The sequence below is a fragment of the Stenotrophomonas sp. FW305-C-20-S1 genome (assembly GCF_058783335.1).
Map to the genome: position 1 here is coordinate 102,464 of NZ_JBYTEK010000001.1, position 23,409 is coordinate 125,872.

Here is a 23,409-nt window from a genome sequence, read left to right on the forward strand (position 1 = left end):
GTTCATCCTTCCATCTGCTCCAGTTCCTTGCCCTTGGTTTCGTGCACGTACCTGAGCACGAAGAACACCGAAATGACCGCCGCCACCAGATAGATGCTGTACGTGGCTGCCAGCCCGGTGGCGGCCAGCAGAATCGGGAAGGTCACGGTGACGGCGAAATTGGCGGTCCACTGCGCCGCACCGGCCACCGCCAGGCCCGAACCGCGGATCTGGTTGGGGAACATCTCGCCCAGCATCACCCACATCACCGGGCCCCACGAGATGTTGAAGAACACGACATAGGCATTGGCCGCCACCAGCGCCAGCGTGCCCATGCCCGCAGGCAGCTGCAGGTGCGTATCGACCAGCGAGCCACTGGCGAATGCGGCCACCAGCAGTGCCAGTGACACCGCCATGCCGGCCGAGCCCACCCACAGCAATGGCTTGCGTCCGATGCGATCGATCAGCAGCACGGTGACGATGCAGGCGCCGATGCTGAGCGCACCGGACAACACGTTGATCAGCAGCGCGTCGTTCTCGGAGAAGCCGACGGCCTGCCAGAGCACGGCACCGTAGTAGAACACCACGTTGATGCCGACCAGCTGCTGGAAGGTGGCCAGGCCGATGCCGACCCAGACAATCGGGCGGATCCTGCCGGTGGCCTTGTTACGCAGGTCCGACAGCCGCGGCCGATGGTGGTCGCTCGACAGCGAAGCGTCGATCTCGGCAAGTTTCGCCTGCGCCTCGACACCGCCGTACAGCCGCGCAAGCACCTGCAGCGCCTCGTCCTTGCGGCGCTTCACCATCAGGTAGCGCGGGCTTTCCGGAATGGTCAGCAGCAGTGCCAGGAACAGCAGCGAGGGCACGGCCTGCATCCAGAACATCCAGCGCCACGCTGCGTGCCCGCCCCACAGTGCCTCGGTGGACGCACCGGCGGTGGCCGCCAGCAGATAGTTGGACAGGAACGCGACGGTCAGCCCGCTGATGATGGCGATCTGCTGGACCGTGGCGAGCCGGCCACGGTAGCGCGCCGGCGCGACTTCGGCGATGTAGGCCGGGGAGATGACACTGGCGGCCCCCACCGCAAAGCCCCCCAACACCCGCGCGACGATGAACATCGCCGAGGAGGATGCGGCGCCAGCGCCGATCGCCGACAGCAGGAACAACACTGCCGAGACGATCAGCACGTTGCGGCGGCCGAGACGGTCGGCCAGCCGGCCGGCGCTGAAGGCGCCCACGGCGCAGCCCAGCAACATCGAGGCGATCTCGAACCCCTGCATCCACTCGCCCGATCTGAATGCCTGGTGCAGGCCGTCCTGGGTGCCGTTGATCACGCCGCTGTCGAACCCGAACAGGAATCCGCCAATCGTCGCCACCACGCTGATCAGTACGATCAGCCGGGTGTTCTCTCCACCGCTCATTGCCTGCTGCATTGCCGTGCCCCTCCCCGGTTCGGTGTCATCGATGCGAGCCGCTGTGCTCAGCGCAGCAGGTACTGGTTGATCAGGTTCTCGTAGCGCTCCTGCTTGCCGCTGATCTGCCTGGGCTCGCCGCCCTTGGCACCAAGCGCAGCCAGTTCTGCCAGACTGAGCGCGCCGCCCGCGAAGTCCTTGCCGGCACCACTGTCGAAGCTGGCGTAACGCTCCTTGCGCCACTGCTCCAGCGGCGAGTCGTTCAGCAGCGCATGGGCCACTTCCAGCCCGCGGGCGAAGGCATCCATGCCGCCGACGTGGGCAATGAACAGATCTTCCAGGTCGGTCGATTCACGGCGCACCTTGGCGTCGAAGTTCAAGCCGCCTTCCAGACCGCCCTGGCGCAGCACCACCAGCATCGCGCCCACGGTGTCGTACAGGTCGGTGGGGAACTGGTCGGTATCCCAGCCGTTCTGGGCGTTGCCGCGGTTGGCGTCGATGCTGCCGAGCAGGCCGTGGTCCGAGGCGACCTGCAGATCGTGTTCGAAGGTGTGGCCGGACAGCGTCGCGTGGTTGGCCTCGATGTTGAGCTTGAAATCCTTGTCCAGGCCATGTTCCTTCAGGAACCCCACCACGGTGGCGCTGTCGAAGTCGTACTGGTGCTTCATCGGTTCCATCGGCTTGGGCTCGATCAGGAAGTTGCCCTTCAGGCCGATGCTGCGGCCATGGTCGCGCGCCATGGTCAGGAACCGCGCGAGGTGGTCGACTTCGCGCTTCATCTGGGTATTGGCCAGCGCGGCATAGCCTTCGCGGCCGCCCCAGAACACGTAATGCTCGCCGCCCAGTTCAACGGTGGCCTCCAGCGCCGCCTTTACCTGCACGGCGGCACGCGCCACCACAGCGAAATCCGGGTTGGTGGACGCACCGTTCATGTAGCGCGGGTGCGAGAACAGGTTGGCCGTGCCCCACAGCAGCTTCATGCCGGTTGCATCCTGGCGCGCCTTGGCCAGGCCCACCATGTGCTTCAGGTTCTTTTCGTACTGCCCGACATCCTCGGCGTCCGGCGCCAGGTCGATATCGTGGAAACACCAGTACGGCACGCCCAGCTTGGTGAAGAACTCGAATGCCGCGTCCACCTTCGCCTCGGCGGTCGCCATCGGCGAGCCGGCCTCCCAGGGGAAATGACGGGTACCCGGACCGAACGGATCGTGCCCGGCATTGCAGAAGGTGTGCCAGTAACAGACTGCAAAGCGCAGATGTTCCTGCATGGTCCTGCCGCCGATGACCTTGTCCGCGTCGTAGACCTTGAACGCGAGCGGGTTGTCCGAGCCCCGGCCTTCGAAGGGAATGCGGCCGATGCCGGGGAAGTATTCCTTGGCGCCGATGAAAGGTTGCGTGCTCATGGTGCGTCTTCCTGTCGTTGTGCGAGGTGTCGCGGAAAGGAGATCAGCCGCGGTACAGCGGCGTGATGGCGTCGAGATGTCGAAGGAAACGGGCGTAGGCCGTGGCGTAGGCTTCGGCGCGCGCCGTGTCCGGGCGTGCCGAACGCAGCGGGTCAAGCGCAACGTGGCGGTCGGCGACGTCGGCGATGGAGGCGGCATCGCCGCGGCCGTGGCCCAATGCCCACAGGGCCTGCAATGCCGCACCGAATGCCGCGCCTTCGGACTGGGCCGGCACGTCCACCGGCAGGCCGAACACATCGGCCACCAGCTGCCGCCACTGCGCGCTGTTGCTGCCGCCGCCGGTCAGCACGATGCGTTCGAACTGCATGCCCGCGCCGACGAATGCGTCGTAGCCATACTTCAGGGCGTAGGTGGCCCCTTCCATGGCCGCGCGGTAGATGTGCGCCGGCGTCATGTTGGTCGTGTCCAGGCCCGCCAGCACCCCCTTGCCCTGCGGCAGGTCCGGCGTGCGTTCGCCGTTGAGGAACGGCAGCATCACCAGGCCGTCGGCACCGGGCGGCGTGGCCTGCAGGTGCCGGTCGCCCTCGCGGCTGCTGAAGCCGAAGGCGTCGGCGACCTGTCCGGTCACTACGGTGCAGTTCATCGTGCAGATCAGCGGCAGCCAGCCGCCGGTCGACGAGCAGAACGCGGCCCAAGCCCCGCCCGGGTCGACCACGGGCGTGTCCGAGAAGGCAAACAGGGTGCCGGACGTACCCAGGCTCATCACCAGGCGACCGGGTACGACGCAGCCGGTACCCACGGCCGCCATCATGTTGTCGCCACCGCCGACGGCCACCTTCACCGATGCGGGAAGGCCCAACGCCGCCGCCGCGGCGGGGGTGATGCCGAACATCTCTTCGGTTGCGGCGATGCGTGGCAGGCAGTCGGCGAGATCGCGCTGCGGATCGGTCGCGTGCAGCAGCTCGGCCGACCAGGTTCGGGTGCGCACATCCAGCCAGCCGGTGCCCGACGCATCGCCGTATTCGCAGAAGCGCTCGCCGGTCAACACGAAATTGAGGTAATCGTGCGGCAGCAGGATGGTGGCAAGCCGCGCGTAGGCGTCGGGCCGGTGCGTTTTCGTCCACGGCAGCTTGGAGGCGGTGTAACCGGCAAGCACCGGGTTGCCGGCCAACGCGATGGTGCGCGCCGTGCCGCCTGCGGCGTCCATGATCTGCACGCATTCGGCCGAGGTGCTGGTGTCGCACCACAGCTTGGCCGGAGCCAGCACCTCCCCGGCCGCATCGACCGGCACGAACCCATGCTGCTGTCCTGAGACTGCCAGCGCGGCAATCCGGGAGCGCACCGCCGGATCGATCGCAGCAAAGCAGGCGTGCAGTGCCGTCACCCAATCGGCCGGCCGCTGTTCCCGGCTGCCGTCTGCAGCGCTGGTCAGCTGCAATGGCGCGCTGGCGCTGGCCACGAGACTGCGCCCTTCAGGGTCGTAGACGACCACCTTCAGGCTTTGCGTACCAGCGTCGATTCCCGCAACCAATTCCATTCACTGCACCCCGTAGTGGTTTGAAGGTAGCGCTACCAATTCGATGCAACAGCGCGCACTGCGGCTACGCCACGGCCCTGCCCCTTTGCCATGCGTCCGGCGCCGCCTTGCAGTAGCGCTCGATGAACTCTGCCTGCGTCGGCATCTTCGCCACCGTTTCCTGCACTGGCTGCCGGATGCGATGCAACAGGGTGCGCAGGTCCGCATCGCCGATGGCCCGCGCAAGCGGGTGCGGCGGTCCGGGCTGGATGCCCTGGCCCATCAGGACGCTGGTCCAGGAGTCGACCCGGAACAGCTCGCCAGGGTCCTGCCAGGCATGGGCACGCTCGCGCCACGCGCGCAGGCGGACCTGCAGCGATTCAGGCAGCGCCATCTCGCGGCAGGCCTTCCACATCGGCTCGTCGCGCTGGTTGGCGTGGTAATGCAGGATGATGAAATCGCGCACGTGCTCCATCTCCTGGCGGCTCACGTCGTTGTACAGCGCCACCAGCGAAGGGGTGATGCCGTCGGACGGGAACAGCTGGATCAGGCGCACCACGGCGCTGATGGTCAGGTGGATGCTGGTCGATTCCAGCGGCTCGATGAAGCCGCTGGCCAGCCCGAGCGCCACCACGTTCCTGTTCCAGGCCTGCAACCGGCGCCCGCTGCGGAACGGCACCAGCCAGGGATCGCGCAGGGGCCGTCCGTCGACATCACGCAGCAGCTTGGCCTGCGCCTCGTCATCGGACATGTGGCGGCTGGAGAACACCAGCCCGCAGCCGACCCGGTGCTGCAGCGCGATGTGCCAGCGCCACCCGGCCTCGTGCGCGATGGCACGGGTGTAGGGCACCGGCGGCGCGGGCGAGTCGGTCTGCACGGCAACGGCGCGATCACTGGGCAACCATTCGTTCCAGTCTTCATAGCCGGTATGCAGGGTCTGCTCGGTCAACAGGCCGCGGAAGCCGGTGCAGTCGATGAACAGATCGCCTTCGATGACCTGCCCGTCGTCCAGCACCAGCGACGCAACCGAGCCGTCATGGGGATGCTGGCGGACTTCGCGGATCTTGCCTTCCACCCGCCGCAGGCCGTTTGCTTCGGCCTTGCCGCGCAGGAACCTGGCATAGAGCCCGGCGTCGAAATGGTAGGCGTAGTTGACCTGGGGTTGGGTCTGCAGCGAGAACCTGTCGGCCAGGGAAGCGGCGCTTTCCAGGCAGAAGTCGCCCAGCTCGGAGGGCATGCCGCGGCGCAGGCTGTCCAGCCAGAAGTGATGGAACGGCGTGGCCCAGGTGCCCTGCCCGATCGTGCCGAAAGGATGGATGAAGCGTTCACCGGGGCGACGCCAGTTCTCGAACGAGATCGACAGCTTGAACGTGCCGGCGACCGCACGCAGGAACTCCTGCTCATCGATCTGCAGGAAACGGTGGAACGTGCGGATGGGCGGCACGGTGGATTCGCCCACACCCACGGTACCGATCTGCTCGGACTCCACCAGGGTGATGTCCAGCTGTTGGCGGAACTGGTGCGCCAGTGCGCAGCCGGCCAGCCAGCCGGCGGTGCCGCCACCAGCGATCACCACTCTCCGGATCGGCCCTTGTGTAGTGTCCGCAGCGTTCAATGCGATGCTCCCATCAGCGGTTGAGTCGACCCAGCAGCTGGGCGCGCATGCGCCGCGCCTGCGTCTCGTCGAACGGTGCCAGCTCACCCCGGGCCGCTTCTGGCAGGTGTTGCCCTGCCTGCTCGCCGGGACCAAACACGTAGTACTGGAAGATCTTTGCCCACGCCTGCTTCTCGCGCGCCGGTAGATCGCGCAGGGCCCACATCGCATGCTGCAGCGCCGGCAGGGGTGAGCCGAGATAGCCAGGCGCACTGCGCCACCAGTAGTTCACCAGCACGTTGAACGGTTCCAGGCTGCGCACGTGGTGCCACCACAGGCCCGGGATGAAGATGGCATCACCGGGCTCAAGCGTGGCAGTCTGCGCGCTTGCCAGGGCATCACGGAAGCGCGGATGGCGGTCGAAATCCGGCTGGTCGACATCCACCACGCTGACCACCTGCCCACCCGGGGTGGGCTCCATCGGTCCCGGGTAGAGGTTGTCGATCTGCTCCGGCGGAAACAGGGTGAAGCGGCGCCGGCCCACCGCGCAGCACGCCAGGTTGTCCGGAATGTCGTAATGGCAGGAGGCCGTCACCCGGTTGCCGACCCAGATGCTGGCCGAAGCATCGATGCCCTGCCCCGCCAGTCCGGCGTCGTTGTGCTGGGCGAACCCAGGCAGCGCACGCGCGATCAGCAGCGAAGCGACGTAATAGGTGGGCGGGCTCGGCGAATCGAGGTGGTCGGCGATTGCGTCCAGCACCTCTGTCAGCAGGCCACGCCGGACCTCGAAGTTCAAGCGGGTGAAGTCCGCGTTGTAGAACGGACGCCCTTCGATCTCGGGGCCGCCGAAGGAATAGGGAACAGGCAGGCCTGCTTCGAACCCGCGCAGGTAGGCCATGGCTTCCTGCAGGGAACGCGACCCGGCCTGCACCAATGCCCAGTCGCGCGCGATGCCGCGCAGCACCACTGGCTCGCCGGCTGCCACCAGCGCCTGCAGCGGCAGCGCCGTGGAATCCAGGCCTTCCAGTGTGCGCATGGCGACGCCGTCCAGCACCGGTCAGTTCCTGCCGCCCGCGACGGCGGTATCCGCTGCGCGCAGGCGTCGCTGCTTCTCGGCGATCAGGCGGCGCATGTTGTGCAGCGATGCCAGCATCAGATAGGCGCCCTCCAGGTAGCCGGCGCGGTTGAGTTCGGCCAGCGCCGCACCCTCCAGCAGCGCGAGGCGGTCACGGTCGACCGCATGCAGGCCGTTGACGCCGACCCGATGCTCCGCGTCGATCCGCACGTCCAGCGTGATCGGTTGGATCAACCCTTTCGCGTCGAGCGTGGCGAACATGTCCGCGGCAAAGGCATGGCCGTCGTGGATGCCGCGCAGCACCCCGGCGATATGGTCCAGATAGGGCGAGTTACCGCCCTGTGGCAGGAACACCGGCTCGCCGTGCATTGCGGTCACGCGCGGATGATCCAGATCCACGTGCAACACCGCTTCCCGGGTAAGCGCACCATCGATGTGCCCTTCCTGGAAACCGACCAGGAATGGCCCTTTCGCTGCGGCGCCGGGCAGGTAGGAGGCGTTCCAGCGACCGTCCTGCAGGAACAGGTTCTCGTGCTGTTCGAACCCCAGCAGGGCCACCGCCTGCCAGCCGCCCGTGGCGGGGTCCCTGCGCAGGAAGATGGGATATTCCCGCTGCAGTTCGGCGAACTCGCTCGGATAGGCCGGCACCATGCCCACCGCGTCGCCGAACTCGGCGCCGAAGCCGGTGGCCACACGCAGGTCCCGATGGGCAATGTTGTTGAGCATTTCGTAACGCGACATGGTGTTGTCCAATCCGTCAGCAGCCTGGAACGGGTGCCGCTGCCGTGGCAGCGGCACCCCACGGTTCAGAACCTGTAACGCACGCCCAGCATGTAACGCGGGCTCTGGTCGGCCAGCTTCACGATCATCTGCGAGGTGCGCGAACGCCAGCGCACATCCTCACCGGTCAGGTTGATCGCCTCCAGGCCAAACGACCAGTGGTCATCCAGGGTGTAGTTCACGCTGAGATCCCACTGTTCGTACGCCTCCACATAGTACGGATTGCGGCTGGCTCCCTGGTTGGCCAGGATCAGGTACTGGTCACGCCAGTTCCACGCCAGTCGTACCGACCAACCGTACTTCTCGTACATCAGCATCGCATTGGCCGTGTCACTCAGTCCCGTGAGCGAGAACTGGTCGATGCCCGGGTCGCCTGCGTTGTTGAAGCCCACATCGCCATTGACCAGGGTGTAGTTGGCCAGGATGCCGAAGCCGGTATCGCCGAAGAAGTATTGCCCACCCAGTTCCCAGCCGTGGAGCTTGGCCTTGTTCTGGTTGATGGGACGATTGACGTTGAACTGGTACAGCGGATCGCCGGCCGTACCGTACAGGTCGTAGGCTGCTTCAGTGGCCAGCACCTGGGCGTCGGTACCGTTGTAGGCGCCCAACCCGGCGGGATTGTTGCGCAGCAGGGCCAGGGCGGTGAACAGCGAGGTGTCATTGGCCGAGCACGCCGCTGCATTGGCAGCGCCGACCTGTGTGACGCAGGCACCGCTGGTGAGGAACGCCAGCGCCGCCTGCGCATCCGGACCGGCGGTAGGATCGCGCAGGCCGTACAGATTCTCCTGGACAATGGTGTTGCCGACGAAATTGTCGACCGATTTGTTCCAGTAGGTCAGCGAGACGTAGCTCGCATCGGCGAAGTACCACTCCAGCGCCAGATCCAGGTTGTCCGATTCCAGCGGTTTCAGCTGCGGGTTCTGTGCGGTACCGCTGGCCCGCGAGGACGGGTCGATGAGGACCGAGCCGAACGGCTGCTGGGCGGTCGGGCCGGCATACAGGTTGCCGATCGGCGCGCGTGCGATGCTCTTGCCGAATGAGACACGCCCCTTCAGGTCCTCACGAAGATCGATGCTGAAATCCAGATTGGGCAGGATGTAGCTGTAGCTGTTCTTCTCGGTGAACGGCTGTTGTTCGTCGGACAACACCACGCGGAAGTCATTGTTGGATTGCCACTCGATGGCTTCCGGGATGGCGATGTTCGAGGTGGAGACAACATCGGTGGTTTCATAGCGCACACCCAGGCGGGTATTGGTACGCATGCCGCCCAGCTCGCCATCCAGCTCCACCTGGAAGTAGGCCGACTTCGTCTTCTCTTCCACCAGGTTATCGGCGGCGCGCTGCGGGCTCACGCCGAGATTGGCGCCATAGTTGTCCGCCGCCCACTGCGCAAGGCGACCGGCATCGCCGCGCCAGGCCGTGAAGCTGTTGGCATTGAAGTCGTTGAACAGCCCGACGATGTTGACCGGCTGCAGCAGGTCCATCAGCCCGTTGGCAACATCCCCGTCAACGTTGGCCACGCCCCAATCGCCCAGGGTGTTGTAATTCTCCGCTGCCTGGATGCGGTGGGTGGTCTGCTTGCTCGAGTCCACGCCAAACTGGAAGCGCCCCTTGTCGAAGCTCCACTCACCGTCGACACGCCCCTGCTTGATCTCGCTGATCTGGGTCTGCGAGTTGATGCGCAATACCTGCGAACCGATCTCGCCCGGCGCGAAACCCGGATTGACCACGCCGTTGGTGTTGGCGATGGCATCGGCCGTGCTCGGGTACCAGACCTGGGTGCCCACCGGCAGGCCGCTGTTGAAGACCATTTCCTGCACCCATGACCCACCGCAATGCGGTCCGGCGGTGCAGTTGTTGGTGCCGGCGATGCTGCTGAAGATGGAGCCGCCACCAGTGAGCGGATCGTTCGGGCGGCTTTCGTTCTTCGAGTTGTGCGCATCGAAGCTGAGCTTGAAGCGGTCGGTCACATTCCAGACCGCGTTCAGGCCGAGCGAACCCAGCTTGTACTTCTGCATGCTGCGCTGCTGCTCAAGGCCGAAATCCTTGGTGCCGGCGATTTCACGGATGTAGATCGGCGTGGCAACCGCACCGCTGGTATCGAATTCGACGTCGGTGTAGTTGCTGTTCTGCAGCCACATGCCCTGCTCGCCACGATTTTCAGTGATCTCGTTGGTCGAATAGGTGTAATCCAGGGTCAAGGTCACCGCATCGGTCGGCGCGAACTGCAGCACGGCCTGGCCGTTGATGCGCTCACGCTCGAATTCGGAGAAGGCATAGCGCAGGTCGTTCGGCCGCGCATACAGCGCACCGATCGCCGGTGCATTGACCACCCTCGGGTTGCCCGGCATCGTGCCGGTCCACGGCTGCACGTTCCAGTAGTTGTCGGTGGCCTGCACCGAACCGCCCTTGCGTTTCTGGTAGCTGGCGCTCACGCCCACGCCGAAGGTCTTGTCGGGATTGGCGTAACTGAAGATGCCGGACAGTTCCGGCGTCAGGTCGTCGCCGAACGGCTGGCTGCGGTCGGAGACGGCCTTCGCCCCGGCACTGGCGACGATGCCCTCGTGGTCGAGCGGCCGCGAGGTCAGGATGTTGATGGTGGCACCGATGCCACCGCTGGGGACATTGGCCTGGCTGGTCTTGTAGACCTCGATGCCATTGATGGCTTCAGCGGCCAGCTGGGCGAAGTTGAAGGCACGGGTGCCGCCGTCGACACCACCGATGGCGACCTGCCCCGACGCACCGAACGCATCGGCGCCGGGCATCTGCCGCCCGTTGAGCGTCACCATGTTGAACTGAGGGCCGAAACCACGCGCCGTTACCTGTGCGCCCTCACCATCACGGCGCTCGATCGAGATGCCGGTGATGCGCTGCAGGGATTCGGCCAGGTTGGTATCGGGGAACTTGCCGATGTCCTCCGCACTGATCGCATCCACCACGCCGGCCGAATCACGCTTGATGTCCATGGCCTGGCTGAGGCTGTTGCGGATGCCGGTGACCTGCACGGTGTCCAGCTGCGTCGGGCTGGGCGGGTTCTGCTGCCCGGCGACGGGTGCCGGTGTTGACGCCTCTTGTGCGAATGCGGGATTGATGACCAGGACGCCACCGACAAAGGTGAACATGGCCCTGGAAGTGAACTTCGCCAGCGTCCGGCTCATCGACGAGCCCTCCGGCCTGGGGTACGACGGAAAGTAGCAGCGCTCATGACTCTCCCCTCTGACATACGATCGAATGGATGTACCGCCCCTCCTGGGGGCACGTACGGGCGACGCCCGTCTTCCACACCGAACATCGCAGTGCGCTTTGCACCCACTGCGACTCAAACTCGCTTTCAGACCTGCCGGAACAGCCGCGCGGTAAAGGGGGGGCATCCGCTGGCCTTACACCGGCTCAGTGGTAGCGCTACCATCGCGTCACGGCGCAGACTACTCATCCGCAATCGCGCTTGTCATCATGCAGCGCAGCAAAGGAATCCAGCCTTGAAAAACGGCCATAAAGCGGTCCGTCGAAAAGCAAGCGCCATCACCATCGATGACGTCGCTGCCCATGCCGGTGTTTCCGCCATGACGGTGTCACGTGTCATCAACGGCCATGCCGGGGTACGCGAAGGCAACCGCGAACGCGTCCTGCGCAGCGTACTGGCGCTGGACTACCGGCCCAACCCTGCTGCCTCCGCCCTGGCTGCGGCGCAGCACACCTGCATCGCCCTGATCTACACCAACCCCAGCTCCAGCTACCTGCGCGAACTGCTGGTCGGCGCGCTGCGCGGGTCCACCCGGTCGGCGGCGCAGCTGGTCATCGCTGCCTGGGATGAGCTGGGCACCCCGGCGCGTCGCGAGGCGGCACGGCAACTCGCCACCACCGTGGCAGGCGTGATTCTTCCGCCGCCGCTGTGTGAATCGAAGGACATCGTCGAGGTATTCGTCAACGCGGGCATTCCCGTCGTCTCCATCGCCTCCAGCCGCTTCAGCGACAGGATCTCCTGCGTGCGCATCGACGACCGCCAGGCCAGCCATGACATGGTGTCGCACCTCATCGCCCACGGGCATACCCGCATCGGCTATATCAAGGGCGACCCGAACCAGACCGCCAGCGCGCACCGCTGGCAGGGCTACCGGGATGCACTGGCCAACGCCGGCATCGGCTACGACGACGCGCTCGTGCAACCCGGCTGCTTCACCTACCGTTCCGGCCTGGAGGCAGCCGAGCGGCTGCTGGCCCAAGGCCCGCCACCCAGTGCGATCTTCGCCAGCAACGATGACATGGCATCGGCGGTTGTTTCAGTAGCCCACCGCCGCGGCCTGCAGGTGCCGGGGGATCTTTCGGTGGTGGGCTTCGACGACACCTCCGCCGCGACCATGGTGTGGCCGGAACTGACCACCATCCATCAGCCGGTCGCAGAGATGGCGGACAACGCGATAGACATCCTGCTGCGGGAAATGCGCCGCCCCGCGTCCTCAAGGCGCGTCACTGTCAACCACGTGCTTGCGCACCAGTTGATCACGCGCGCCTCGGTATCGGCACCGCCGCTGTCCTCTGGACTCCGGGCATCCCGGATCGCAACGCGGCAAGCCCCGGACATCGATGGACAAGGGGGCTGAAGCACCCGCCGGGTCCCGGCCGGCCTACAGCCGACGCATCATCAGCTGGGCCGAGCCTGGGCACAGTCCACTGAACTGCGTCGACGCAGCGATGAATCCCGGTGCTGCATCGCGCGCGACGCGCTCATAGCCAAGCTGCTCGAAGAACGGTGCTGCCGTGGTCGTGAGAAGGAACACGGTCCTGCCGCCCGCCGCCTTGGCATGCTGCTGCAGTTCCACCACCAGTTGTCGCCCCAGGCCCCTGCCCTGCGACATCGGCTGGATCGCCAAAGAGCGCAGGAGCACGACGTCGCGGCTCGATTCATAGCCCACGCAAGCGAGCAGCTCTCCATTCAATGACGCTGCCAGAAAGGTGATCGGCCTGCCTGCACGCAGATCCTCCGTAGGCAGGCCGCTGGTCTCCAGCAGGGCCAGCACGTCGGCAGACAACGCTGTCTCCATCACTCGCATGCGGCAGCTCTCGCTTTGGTCCGGCCAGGCGACCTGCAGCGGCGACAGGGGCTCATCGCCCACTCCGCGCGGCGTGGGCGCGGTCGCTGGTGGACGCCGCCTGCTGGCAGGGAAGCGCAGTCCCCAGCGCTTCAATGACCAGAGATGCGGCATCCTGATGCAGTCGTTCGGCGGGTAGCTGCCGGATGTGCGAAGACACACGGTCGACCAGTTCATGGGGGAGAATATGTCCCTGGCCACACCACTGCCCTCGGCCTGTATCCGCAACGCCCTGGATGTAGGCGCCCGCGCGGGCGCTCGCCAGGTTCCGGCACTGATCGCCGCTGCAGAATCCGTCTTCACCCCTGCCCTGCAGGAGCTTGGCCAACTCTGCTCCGCTCACGAACCAGGTGCGCGTGACCGGCGCTGTCTGCGCCAGCGCAGATCCGGCCAGCATGCAGAAGCAGAGCACGAGGGCGCCGGGCAAGCAGCGTGCTCTCCTGCTGACTGGATCCCTGCGGGTGCCTGTGCTTGTCATCTAGTTCTCCTGGGCAGCATGGCCGCGCTCCTGGATACGGTCGAACTGATTGCGTGGAGTGAACTGCGGGTCGTCCGCTCCGTCCAGCATGAGCTCGACCATTGCATCGAAGGTCGCAGCGGTTTCGCCGGCCTGCGCCGGCGTCATGAAGCCCGAATCGCCCTTGCCGGCGAGGTGGACCGCAGCAACCGTCTCCCGCTCACCGTCCTCGGCCCATAGGTAGTCGTGCACCAGTGCCACGCCGCGCTCGCTAGGCTCAAGGAAATCGGCGGCGCCCCGCGCCATCGCCAGAAACACGACCAGATCATAGAGGTTCTCGGAATACGTCAGTGACCCTGCAACGAAGTACGCCCCGGCCCGATCGTAGGCCGCAACCTTGATGTTCTCCGCCTGCGCCGATTCCAGGAGGGCGGCCAACGCGGCGCGATTGTCCGCATGCCGGGCCAGCATTGCAGTGCAATCGGAGAGGAATTCACCCAGCTCCACATCACTGGACGCAGCCAGATCGACGCCGCCGGGCAGGCGCCACCGGCCGGCGATGGATCGCCAGTCATCCCACCTCGATGCTGCAGGCACCGGGGCCGCCAACCAGCGTGCAAGACGCTCGCGCGGCAGCTGCAGCCTGAGCAGGGCCGAATAGGGTTCGGACATGGCTCGCGCCCATTCTCTGGTCTTCGACAGCTTGGCTTGTACCAAACAACGTCAGCCAAGCCAACTGCGGCAACCGGGTACGTGCTGTTAACGCTCCCGCATTATGCTGACCGCCTCATTGGACTTCCGCGAGGTGCACCCCTTGACCAAGCTGCATACCCTGATGATCGCCGGCTGCCTGTCTGCCTTCAGCCCCTTGGCCCTGGCTGAAACCGTGAACCTGACCAACAGCGCCGACGGTGCCAACCGCGAGGCCGGCATTGCCGCGGTCAAGAAAAAACTCCACGACGCGTGTACCGATCGCAAGGGCTCGCCCGACGCAGCGTCGTTCGAAGTGGTCTTTGAGAAGACCAGCGACAACCCGAACGTACCCAAGCCGTATTACGTGGACGGCAAGATGAAGTGCGAGTTGCCGGGGTGAGAGCGCGATGTCACCGGCGGTCGTGCCGCCATTACCCCCGCGGCGGCTGCGTGCCGCCCGGGGGCCCGTGCCGGAATCCCTAGCGACGCAAGGCGTCGATGATCACGCCGGTGGCGATCTCCACCAGCAGGTATTCCGTATCCGACTGCCGCACCCACCGCTGACCGCGACCGGGGTCGCGCAGACGGTAATGCGCGTAGTCGTCCACCCAGTAGCGGCGGTCAACTTCGGCCCAGGGCAAGCGGTCACCGCGGCGCCATGCCTTTTTCTGCCAGCCCGGCGGCGGTGCGTCGCGGTTGTGGGGGCCGCCTGCGTGGGGCGGCGGTCCGTTGCCACGTGCATGGTGTGGCGGATCGGCCCAGGCGGGGGCGGCCATCAAGGTGATTGCAGCGCCCAGGGCAATGCCAAGTAAATGTCCGGTTTTCATGGGGATGCTCCCGGTCCAACCGCGGTATGCGGCGTTGTGACCCGGAATATAGGGCAGCGCCTGTGAATGAATCCGTGAGCCCGACCGGATCCGATGGGCGCCCGCAAACCCGCATTCAGCAATGCGGCGCCCTCACCCTCGAATCCGGGTGGGAGTCAGGCCCAATCGGCGGCGCAGCAATCGCCTGAGTGTCGCAGAATCGCCCAAGCCCACCTGCGCGGCCACCTCTTCCACCGAAAGCCTGCCGCTTTCCAGCATCAGCCGCGCCCGGTTCAAGCGCACCGACTGGATGAGCTGCTGCGGCGGGCGCCATCATTGCCGGCGACATGTACAGCGTCTGCAGGCGCTGGGGGCCCAATGGCCAGCTGTGGACGCTGCCGCAGTTCGTGGACGCTGCAGGCTATTCCCATCTGCACCCCTGTGACCCGCTGACGCCGCAAGCGCATGGCCGGGCCTTGCGGACGCACGGTGCGTGTCCGGAACGCCCTTGTCAGCAGGCCGCGCTATCGATCATGCGCGATCACCCTGCGGTCGGCCGCAGTAGCGGGCGAATTCCTGAAGAAAGGCCTCTGCCGGCGCGCGATTGACCGGTTGTCTTACAGCACTGGCAATGGCCTCCGGCTCCATCTTCATGAAAGGAAAGCGCAGGAACAGTTCCTCGTTGAAGCGGGAACTGATGGTCGACAGCACAAGCCGGAGAGACGCGAGCATGTCGTCGCCGCGATGGGAGGCGTGCACCAGGGCGATGGGCTTTGCAACCACAAGGTCGCCCGATACCAGCCAATCCATGGCGTTCTTCAGGCCGCCGGGAATGCCTCTTGCGTACTCGGGGCTTGAAATCAGGATGCCATCGCTGGCTTCAATGCATTGCTTGAAGCGCACGACGCTGTCATGCAAGGGCAGATCTTCAAGGTCGGGAGAGAAAACGGGAAGCCCGCCGAGATCGGCGCAGGTCGTCAGCGCGATATCCGGCGGCGCGATTTCTTCCAGCGCCCTCAGCAATGCGGTGTTGGTGGACAGCCGGCGTGCACTACCGGATATGGCAAGGATCTTCATCCTGGCACGCTATCACAGCCGCCTGTCGCCGCGCCCGGCGATGGCCTGCAGCACCGCCCCGCACTTGGCAAACCCCAGGTGATCGTCCAAAGTCCGCTGCTCATGCACGGATGCACGTAGCCCATGACACGACTGCTCATCATTGAAGACAACCCCGAGCTGGTTGCCAACCTTTACGCGTTCTTCGAGCCACTGGGCTACGTACTTGACGACGCACGGGATGGTGCCAGCGGCCTGCGCAGGGCAACGCAGAATGATTACGATGCCATCCTGCTGGACCTGATGCTGCCCCGTCTTGATGGCATGGCACTGTGCCAGACACTCCGCGAGAAGTTCCAGAACCCGGTTCCGATCCTGATGCTGACCGCCCGTGATCCGGTGGAAGACCGCGTGCAGGGGCTCGCGCTGGGTGCGGATGATTACCTGGTCAAACCCTTTTCCCTGAAGGAGCTGGACGCGCGCATCAAGGCGCTGGTCCGCCGTGCCCAGGGCCGGCAGGTGCAGAGCGTGCTGGCCTGGGCGGACCTTCGGGTCGACACCCGTTCGCCACAGGCATGGCGCCAGGGCCAGGCCCTCAACCTGACACCGACCACGCACAAGCTGCTGATGTGCCTGATGCGGGCCGCGCCGGCGGTGGTGCGCAAGCAGGAGATGGAGTACCTGATATGGGGCGACGAGCCGCCGGAGAGCGGCGCACTACGTACGCATATCCATGAGCTGCGCCTTCAGGTGGACAGGCCGTTCGACCCTGCACTCATTGCTACCGTGCACAGTGTCGGCTGGCGCCTGGGCATGCCTGCGCCAGCACACGCGGAATAGTCGCCACCCATGAATGCCCGCTCGCTGAAGTCCCTCTATCGAAGCTTGACCCTGAGAACGCGCATCACCGTTGCCTTCGTGCTGCTGATGGCCGGTGCCATGGGCTTCATCGTACTGGTCGAACTGGTGGACTATGACGAAGTAAGGGCCTCCGTGGTTTCGATGAGTCAGGACCGGGAGGTCCGCAGGCTGCAGGTGGCCTTGGCCCAAGGCGTGCAACCGGACCTGCCGGAAGGCAGCCAGCTGTTTGATCCGCATACGGTTCCGCAGGTGCTGCGCCGGTACGGGCTGGGTTACCACGGTGAAGCCGCACCGAACGAATGGCATCTTCGGGTCTTCGAAAGCAACGGACAGCGCTACTACCTGCTGCAGCACGGTGATCACTACGCCTACCTCGAGCACCTGATCAACGCCTTTGCTGCGCTGGTGATCCTGACCTGCGTGCTCTGTGCGTTCTGGATTGGTCGCCGGACGTCGGCCCACGTCATCGCGCCCATTACGCGCCTGGCTGATGCCGTGCAGAACAAGCACAAGCCCTTCCCCTTCCAGGACGCGCGCGACGAGATCGGCGTTCTGGCGCGCGCCTTTGCCCAGCACAGCGACGAACTTGAGCAGTTCCTGCAGCGTGAACAGTGCTTTGCCGGCGACGCCAGCCATGAACTGCGCACACCACTGGCGATCATCGGTGGCGCCGCCGAAACGCTGCTGCACCAGCTGCCGGCCGACAGCCGGCTGCTGGCCAGTGCCGAGCGCATTGTGCGGACCACGCAGGAAATGCAGCGCCAGCTGACCTGCCTGCTGCTGCTTTCCCGCGACCCAAGGACGGTGCCACGCAGCAACCTGCTGCTGCGACCGGTGATCGAGGAATGCATGGCGCGATGCGTGCCGTGGCTGGCAGGAAAGCCGGTGCGGCTGACCCTAGATGCGGCGCAGGACGAGCAGCTGCTGACCAATGACGTGCTGGCACAGAGCGTGATCTGGAACCTGCTGCGCAATGCGTGCCAGTACACGGAGGAAGGCGAGGTACGGGTGGAACTGCGTGGCACCACGCTGCGGGTTGCCGATACCGGCCCGGGGCTCCCGTCCAGCATCGACGCGCAGCAGTTCCAGCGCTTCGTGACCAGCGCCCGGCAGAGTGGCGAAGGTCTGGGCCTGTCCATCGTGCAGCGCGTGGTCGAGCATCTTGGCTGGCAGATGACGGTCGATACCTCGGTGCAAGGCTGCTGCTTCACCCTGCAGATGCGCCCAGCCGCAGCCGATACCTGACAGCTTCCTGACATTGCCCCTTCCACCCTTGCCGGATCTCTTCATGAAGGCAGGTACGAAATGCAGCCAGGGCAACCCAAGGGCAACGGCAAGTACGCGCACGGCAAGACCGGGCTGCGCCGCATCCTGCATACCGTGATCCATTCCCGCGACGGCTTCGTCGCGACATTCAAGGGTGAGGCCGCGTTCCGGCAGCTGCTGTTGCTGCATGGCGCGCTGGCAACCGTCGCGCTCCTGCTGGACGTCAACCGCAGCGAGCGCGCCCTGATGCTGATGGTCTGCTTCATCAGCCTGCTGGTGGAGCTGCTCAACTCGGCCATCGAAGCGGTGGTGGATCGCATCTCTCTGGAACACCATCCACTTTCCAAGAACGCCAAGGACATGGGCAGCGCCGCACAGAGCACGGCCCTGCTGATGGTGGGTACGGTGTGGGCCGTGGTCCTGTTGGGATGAGCAACGAACCTGACAACTTCCTGATGAACGCGTCCAGATACTGCGCGCACTTCTGGCTCAGCGGATTCTGCACGTGCGTTCATGCTTCAGGTCTGTCCCGCAACATCCGATCATGCTTGTCTGGTGCACGGCATTGTTCTTCACCACGCTGGGAAACATCGCTCTTTGGAAGACGCTCTGGTCTCTCATCGATATCCATGATCTGCGCAGCGCTTTGTTCTTCTGCAGCCTTCCGGTGCTTCTGCTGTGCCTGTTCAATCTGCTGTTCACGCCCATCGGCATGCTTCCCTATGTGCGCAAACCGGTGCTGGCGTTGCTGGTTGTCGTCAGCGCTGCGTGCACCTACTTCATGCTGCATTACAACGTACTGATCGACCGCGACATGGTGCAGAACGCACTGGAGACCAACCAGGCTGAAATGACCTCCTACCTGTCGCTGCCGTTGCTGTTGACGGTGCTTTTGCTGGGCGCGCTGCCCACATGTGTTCTGCTGATCATGCGCAGTGGAAACAGCGGGCGTCCTTTGCGGACGGCGCTGGCGTGGTTGGGGAACGTGCTGGCGACGCTGATGGTGCTGGCAGCGGTAAGCCTGGCGTTCTATAAGGAGTACTCGTCCCTGCTCCGCAACAACCGCTACATCCGCGAGCAGGTGCTGCCGATGAACGTCCTTCGTCACACCTATGGCTACCTCCGGAGCAGCTACAGCGCCAAGGCACAGCCGCTGCGCACGATCGGCGAAGACGCCACGCGCGCGCTCGGCGAGCGCCCGCGCCTGGTCATCCTGGTGGCCGGCGAGACGGCACGTGCAAAGAACTTCCAGCTCAACGGCTATCCGCGCCCAACCAACCCGCAGCTGTCACGCAAGGACGGCGTCATCAGCTTCCGGGACGTTGCATCCTGCGGCACATCAACGGCGGTGTCACTGCCGTGCATGTTCTCGCAGATGCCGCGGTCGCGGTACGAGGGCGTCGCTGCGGCATCGGAGGAGAACGTGCTGGACGTCCTGCAGCGCACCGGCGCCAGCGTGCTCTGGCGCGACAACAACAACGGTGGCTGCAAGGGCGTGTGCAACCGCGTTCCCACCGACGACATGCCGCCGCTGAAGGTGCCTGGGTTGTGCGTGAACAAGGACGGCACCTGCCATGACGAGATCCTGCTGCACCAGCTGGACACGCGCATCGCGGCCATGCAGGGTGATGGTCTGATCGTGCTGCACCAGCTGGGCAGCCATGGCCCCACCTACTTTGAACGCTATCCCGCCGACTCCAGGGCATTCAGCCCTACCTGCGACAGCAACCAGATACAGAAGTGCAGCAACGAAGCGCTGACCAACACCTACGACAATACGCTGGTCTATACCGACCGGCTGCTGGGCAAGGCCATCGACCTGCTGCAGACCTATTCGGAGCAGCGTGACGTTGCACTGATCTATGTCTCCGATCACGGCGAGTCGCTTGGCGAGCGCGGCCTGTATCTGCACGGAACGCCCTACTTCATTGCGCCACGCGAGCAGACCCAGGTGCCGATGGTGATGTGGTTCTCCCCGGGCTTTGCTACCCATGCCCGCCTTGATCTGGCCTGCCTGCGCCATGCCGCGGGCACCGGATCCTACAGCCACGACAATCTCTTCCACTCCCTGCTGGGACTGTTCGATATCAGCAGCGGTATCTACCAGCCGGGACTGGATGTGTTCGCGGGCTGCCGCATTCCCTAGCGTACTGGCCGGTCACAGCGTCTCTGCCAATCGCAGTACATCCATGGGAAACGCGGCGTAATCGTCGAGCGGGGCGCTGTGGCTCTCCCGCCGTTGAATCTGCCTTACCGCCACCACGCGCTTGTCGGGAACAATGACCAGGTGCTGGCCGAGATAGCCGTTGGCGGCGTAGGCCGCTACCGGCCCTCGGTCGATGTCGAAGATATCGCCGAGCTTCAGTCCACGCCCGGTGATTTCCGCAGCGTAGCGCTGTGGCCAGCTCGGTCCCAGCCGTTCGGCCAGGAAGCTGATCAGCGCTGACTTGCTGTCAAATACCTGGCCGTCGGCGGCCAGCAGCGCGTCCAGCATCATGGCATCCATGCTGCGAGCGCTCAGAAGCGTGGCTGCACCGGCCTTCAATCGGTAGTGCTCCCATGCGGGGATGCGCCACCACAACAGGCCGACGTCGGGGGAACGCGCGCTTTCGGCGGTCATCAACGCTACCGAGCGTTCGCTCAGCAACCGCTTGCCGCCCGGGGTGACGCCGCCGTCCAGCATCAATCGTCCGATCGCTGCAAGATCAACCGCCGACAGCGACAGCCCGGCCATGCCCATGGGCGTCCCGGCCTGGTCCTTCATCCATGCATGGCCGGTGATGCCAAGCGGCTTGAACAACCGTTCGTCCAGATAGATATCCAGTGGCTTGCCGGCAAGCCGCTGCACGATGTCCGGCAGAAGATTGGTCGCCTTGTTGTTGTAGGCGAAGGTGGTGCCTGGATCGCTGGACACCTCGGCCGCCAGCGCCAGCTTCACCAGATCCGGCGCGCCCTCCAGTTCCACCCCCGCGTTGGCCACGTTCTGCAGGCCGGAGGTGTGGTCCATCAACATCCGGATCGTGATGTCCCGCTTCCTGCCCTGGCGCCATTCCGGGTACACCGTGCTGACCGGTTCGTCGATGGATGCGAGCTTGCCGTCATCGAGCAGCAGCCCGATGGCCAGGGCGACGACGGACTTGGTCGCCGACATCAGGTGGATGCGGTCTTCACCGGCTGCCGGCGCGATCTGCAGCAGCACCCCGCGCCCGCTTTCAATGTAGACCGCGTCGGAATGCGCGTTGCGGGCATTTCGCTCTATCGCTGCCAAGGCATCAGGCGTGTTGGCTGCGGCCACAAACGGGTGTAATACCAGGAAGACAATGCAGGCAAGCAGACGTGCTCTCATGGCGGGTTCCTTCAATGGACACAGAGACAATGACTACATTTGTAGTCAATCTGCAGTGCATGAAGTCATGCTTCCTGGACTGAAATCGAGCGTGCGCTGAATGCCTGGCGGGGCCATGACGAAAGCCGGATGGCCTTGAGGCATCGACTCAATGTTCCCGGGGAGTCTTTCAGGCCTGCGGGCGCGTCATCCCATAGGCGCGCATGAAGAGCGCCACGGTTGCTTCACTCCCGGACACGGGCATCGCCCCATGAGGCAGGCCATGTTCTGTGAGGATGAGCCTGAGGAACTTCTCACTGTCACCCGGGTGGCTCGAGCGGACCGGGGCGCTCGCCATCGCTCGTGTCGCAAGGTCCAGATACGGTTCCAGTTTCGTGTTCCAGTGTTCCATGTAGACATCACGCGCATGATCAGAACGCGACAGCGTCCGGCAGAAGGCTTGGCATGCCGGGTCCGCTGCCAACCGTTCGATGCCGTCACTGATGCGCATCAGCACATCACCAAGATCCATTGCTCCGTGCGCGTCGAGCCGGGCATCCGGTATCGATGCCAGATGGCCGTCCATGACCGCCCTGTAGAGCCGCGCCTTGTCACGATAGTGCGCATAGATCGTGACCTTGGTAACGCCACAGACCTCGGCAATGCGCTTCATCGTCGCGTTCTCGAACCCTTCTTCCGCAAACACAGTGCCGGCGGCATCCAGCATCCAGCGCCGGCTCAACGCCCGTGCACCTTCCCAGCGCAGGGCGGTTTTGCTTGGGAAGCCGCTGGAGGCAGCCACGCTCACATGCGCCTGAACAGTGCACTGGCATTGACGCCGCCAAAACCAAATCCATTGGTCAACGCGAACTCGATGCCAGCCGTGCGCGGCACGCCGGCGACGATCGAAAGCCCCTCGGCCAACGGATCGGGGCGGCCGAGGTTGAGTGTCGCTGGTGCGACCTGATCGCGCAAAGCAAGCACGGTGAAGATGGCTTCGATGCCGCCAGCTGCCCCGAGCAGGTGCCCGGTGCTGGACTTGGTGGCAGAGATCAGAAGATCTGGGCGGGCACCGAACAGGGCACGCATGGCCGCAAGCTCTGCCCGATCCCCCACCTGGGTCGAGGTTGCGTGCGCGTTGATGTGGTCGACCTGCCCGGCGGCAATGCCCGCCTGCGCCAGCGCGATCTCCATCGCCCTGCGCGCGCCACTGCCGTCGTCGGGGCCCGCAGTCAGATGATACGCATCAGAGGTGGTGCCGTAGCCGACCAGCTCGGCCAGCGGGGTGGCGCCACGCGCCAGCGCATGATCCAGCCGCTCGATCACCAGCAGCCCTGCCCCTTCGGACATGACGAAGCCGTCCCGCTGCTCATCAAACGGCCGGGACGCTGCCTGTGGCGTGTCGTTGAACGACGTGCTCAGTGCCTTGGCCGCCGCAAAGCCGCCCAGGCTGACCCGATGCATCGCAGCTTCCGCGCCACCACACAGTGCAATGTCCGCCTCGCCGGACCGGATGAGGCGCGCCGCATCACCAATGGCTTGGACGCCCGCCGCGCATGCCGTGACGGGTGCGCTCTGCGGCCCCTTGAACCCGTACCGGATCGACGCCTGCCCTGCCGCCATATTGGCCAGGAAGGTAGGCGCAGTGAAAGGCGACAACCGGCCAGGCCCACGGCTTTCGGTGGTGTGCACCGCATTGACGATGGATCCAAAGCCACCGATCCCCGTCGCAATCACGGTCGCCGTTCGCAGCAGGCCACGCTCATCAGCCTCACGCCACCCGGCCTGCGCAAGCGCTTCGTGGGCGGCTACCAGCGCAAACTCGACAAACCGGTCCATCTTCTTCAGATCTTTTGGCGCGATGATGTCGCTGGAGTCGAAGCCCGCCTCAGGATCCTGCACCCGGTCGGGCACGCGGCCGCCTACGTTGCAGCCCGTTCCGGCAGAAAGCGCCTCGCCCAGCGGGCCAATTCCGGAACGTCCCGCCAGCAGGCGCGACCACACCGTTTCCACGCCGCAGCCCAGCGGGCTCACCACACCCATTCCGGTCACTACGATGCGATCTTTGTCGGCAATGTTCATGACTCACTTCCCAT

The 23,409-nt window shown here is 65.1% G+C and carries 21 protein-coding genes and 1 pseudogene; 6 read left to right on the plus strand and 16 right to left on the minus strand.

Going from position 1 to position 23,409, the window contains the following annotated elements; all coding sequences use genetic code 11:
• Positions 1 to 2: 2 nt before the first annotated feature.
• The 7 genes from AC3WTC_RS00440 to AC3WTC_RS00470 all read right to left on the minus strand — a co-directional run bounded on the left by AC3WTC_RS00440 (position 3) and on the right by AC3WTC_RS00470 (position 10,917).
• Positions 3 to 1,412, minus strand: coding sequence for a sugar porter family MFS transporter (locus AC3WTC_RS00440; RefSeq protein ID WP_080148775.1), 1,410 nt, complete (start codon positions 1,410 to 1,412; stop codon positions 3 to 5).
• Between the two features lie 47 nt (positions 1,413 to 1,459).
• Positions 1,460 to 2,794, minus strand: coding sequence for a xylose isomerase (xylA, locus tag AC3WTC_RS00445; protein ID WP_025877150.1), 1,335 nt, complete (start codon positions 2,792 to 2,794; stop codon positions 1,460 to 1,462).
• A 43-nt stretch (positions 2,795 to 2,837) separates the two neighbouring features.
• A complete protein-coding gene (gene xylB / locus AC3WTC_RS00450; RefSeq protein ID WP_263928838.1) occupies positions 2,838 to 4,331 on the minus strand; it encodes a xylulokinase in 1,494 nt (497 codons plus the stop codon).
• A 64-nt stretch (positions 4,332 to 4,395) separates the two neighbouring features.
• Positions 4,396 to 5,886 carry a tryptophan halogenase family protein gene (locus AC3WTC_RS00455; RefSeq protein ID WP_492709989.1) on the minus strand — a complete coding sequence of 497 codons (1,491 nt, stop codon included), beginning with the start codon at positions 5,884 to 5,886 and terminating at the stop codon, positions 4,396 to 4,398.
• A 52-nt stretch (positions 5,887 to 5,938) separates the two neighbouring features.
• The gene (locus AC3WTC_RS00460) at positions 5,939 to 6,940 is read right to left on the minus strand and encodes a cupin-like domain-containing protein (protein ID WP_492709991.1); all 1,002 of its coding nucleotides are present in this window, start codon (positions 6,938 to 6,940) and stop codon (positions 5,939 to 5,941) included.
• Positions 6,941 to 6,961: 21 nt separating this feature from the next.
• Positions 6,962 to 7,720, minus strand: coding sequence for a SapC family protein (locus AC3WTC_RS00465; protein ID WP_492709993.1), 759 nt, complete (start codon positions 7,718 to 7,720; stop codon positions 6,962 to 6,964).
• A gap of 65 nt (positions 7,721 to 7,785) precedes the next feature.
• On the minus strand, positions 7,786 to 10,917 hold the full coding sequence (locus AC3WTC_RS00470) for a TonB-dependent receptor (protein WP_492709995.1): 3,132 nt from the start codon (positions 10,915 to 10,917) through the stop codon (positions 7,786 to 7,788).
• A gap of 405 nt (positions 10,918 to 11,322) precedes the next feature.
• On the opposite strand from AC3WTC_RS00470, the gene AC3WTC_RS00475 reads away from it, so the two are divergent.
• Positions 11,323 to 12,360, plus strand: coding sequence for a LacI family DNA-binding transcriptional regulator (locus AC3WTC_RS00475; RefSeq protein ID WP_258954715.1), 1,038 nt, complete (start codon positions 11,323 to 11,325; stop codon positions 12,358 to 12,360).
• A gap of 24 nt (positions 12,361 to 12,384) precedes the next feature.
• On the opposite strand, the gene arsN2 is transcribed toward AC3WTC_RS00475, so the two are convergent.
• From arsN2 to AC3WTC_RS00490, 3 genes are read right to left on the minus strand one after another with little or no spacing between them, the layout of a single operon-like run.
• Positions 12,385 to 12,963, minus strand: coding sequence for an arsenic resistance N-acetyltransferase ArsN2 (gene arsN2 / locus AC3WTC_RS00480; protein WP_492709997.1), 579 nt, complete (start codon positions 12,961 to 12,963; stop codon positions 12,385 to 12,387).
• Positions 12,863 to 13,327, minus strand: coding sequence for a Rap1a/Tai family immunity protein (locus AC3WTC_RS00485; protein ID WP_492709998.1), 465 nt, complete (start codon positions 13,325 to 13,327; stop codon positions 12,863 to 12,865). Before AC3WTC_RS00485 ends, arsN2 begins: the two co-directional genes overlap by 101 nt.
• A complete protein-coding gene (locus AC3WTC_RS00490) occupies positions 13,328 to 13,978 on the minus strand; it encodes a hypothetical protein (protein ID WP_431601328.1) in 651 nt (216 codons plus the stop codon).
• Positions 13,979 to 14,120: 142 nt separating this feature from the next.
• On the opposite strand from AC3WTC_RS00490, the gene AC3WTC_RS00495 reads away from it, so the two are divergent.
• Positions 14,121 to 14,399: a hypothetical protein gene (locus tag AC3WTC_RS00495; RefSeq protein ID WP_033832140.1), complete on the plus strand. Its 279-nt coding sequence runs from the start codon at positions 14,121 to 14,123 to the stop codon at positions 14,397 to 14,399.
• A 79-nt stretch (positions 14,400 to 14,478) separates the two neighbouring features.
• Here the strand turns inward: AC3WTC_RS00495 and AC3WTC_RS00500 are convergent, their stop codons facing one another.
• The 3 genes and pseudogenes from AC3WTC_RS00500 to AC3WTC_RS00510 form a co-directional block, all read right to left on the minus strand.
• Positions 14,479 to 14,826, minus strand: coding sequence for an RcnB family protein (locus tag AC3WTC_RS00500; RefSeq protein WP_059064347.1), 348 nt, complete (start codon positions 14,824 to 14,826; stop codon positions 14,479 to 14,481).
• 132 nt (positions 14,827 to 14,958) lie between these two features.
• Positions 14,959 to 15,120: pseudogene (locus tag AC3WTC_RS00505) on the minus strand (helix-turn-helix domain-containing protein); the annotation flags it as partial.
• Positions 15,121 to 15,336: 216 nt separating this feature from the next.
• The gene (locus tag AC3WTC_RS00510; protein WP_059064348.1) at positions 15,337 to 15,882 is read right to left on the minus strand and encodes an NADPH-dependent FMN reductase; all 546 of its coding nucleotides are present in this window, start codon (positions 15,880 to 15,882) and stop codon (positions 15,337 to 15,339) included.
• Positions 15,883 to 16,005: 123 nt separating this feature from the next.
• On the opposite strand from AC3WTC_RS00510, the gene AC3WTC_RS00515 reads away from it, so the two are divergent.
• From AC3WTC_RS00515 to AC3WTC_RS00530, 4 genes are all read left to right on the plus strand, one after another.
• Positions 16,006 to 16,701 carry a response regulator transcription factor gene (locus AC3WTC_RS00515; RefSeq protein WP_336028436.1) on the plus strand — a complete coding sequence of 232 codons (696 nt, stop codon included), beginning with the start codon at positions 16,006 to 16,008 and terminating at the stop codon, positions 16,699 to 16,701.
• A gap of 9 nt (positions 16,702 to 16,710) precedes the next feature.
• Positions 16,711 to 17,967: a sensor histidine kinase gene (locus AC3WTC_RS00520; RefSeq protein ID WP_134832551.1), complete on the plus strand. Its 1,257-nt coding sequence runs from the start codon at positions 16,711 to 16,713 to the stop codon at positions 17,965 to 17,967.
• Positions 17,968 to 18,027: 60 nt separating this feature from the next.
• On the plus strand, positions 18,028 to 18,420 hold the full coding sequence (locus AC3WTC_RS00525) for a diacylglycerol kinase (RefSeq protein WP_059064351.1): 393 nt from the start codon (positions 18,028 to 18,030) through the stop codon (positions 18,418 to 18,420).
• Between the two features lie 112 nt (positions 18,421 to 18,532).
• Positions 18,533 to 20,134, plus strand: coding sequence for a phosphoethanolamine transferase (locus AC3WTC_RS00530; protein ID WP_492710003.1), 1,602 nt, complete (start codon positions 18,533 to 18,535; stop codon positions 20,132 to 20,134).
• A 12-nt stretch (positions 20,135 to 20,146) separates the two neighbouring features.
• Here AC3WTC_RS00530 and AC3WTC_RS00535 read toward each other — a convergent pair whose 3' ends face one another.
• The 3 genes from AC3WTC_RS00535 to fabF form a co-directional block, all read right to left on the minus strand.
• A complete protein-coding gene (locus tag AC3WTC_RS00535) occupies positions 20,147 to 21,334 on the minus strand; it encodes a serine hydrolase domain-containing protein (protein ID WP_492710245.1) in 1,188 nt (395 codons plus the stop codon).
• 169 nt (positions 21,335 to 21,503) lie between these two features.
• Positions 21,504 to 22,115, minus strand: a complete 612-nt coding sequence (locus tag AC3WTC_RS00540) for a TetR/AcrR family transcriptional regulator (RefSeq protein WP_492710005.1) — start codon at positions 22,113 to 22,115, stop codon at positions 21,504 to 21,506.
• Between the two features lie 2 nt (positions 22,116 to 22,117).
• Positions 22,118 to 23,395, minus strand: coding sequence for a beta-ketoacyl-ACP synthase II (fabF, locus tag AC3WTC_RS00545; protein ID WP_492710007.1), 1,278 nt, complete (start codon positions 23,393 to 23,395; stop codon positions 22,118 to 22,120).
• Between the last annotated feature and the right edge of the window lie 14 nt (positions 23,396 to 23,409).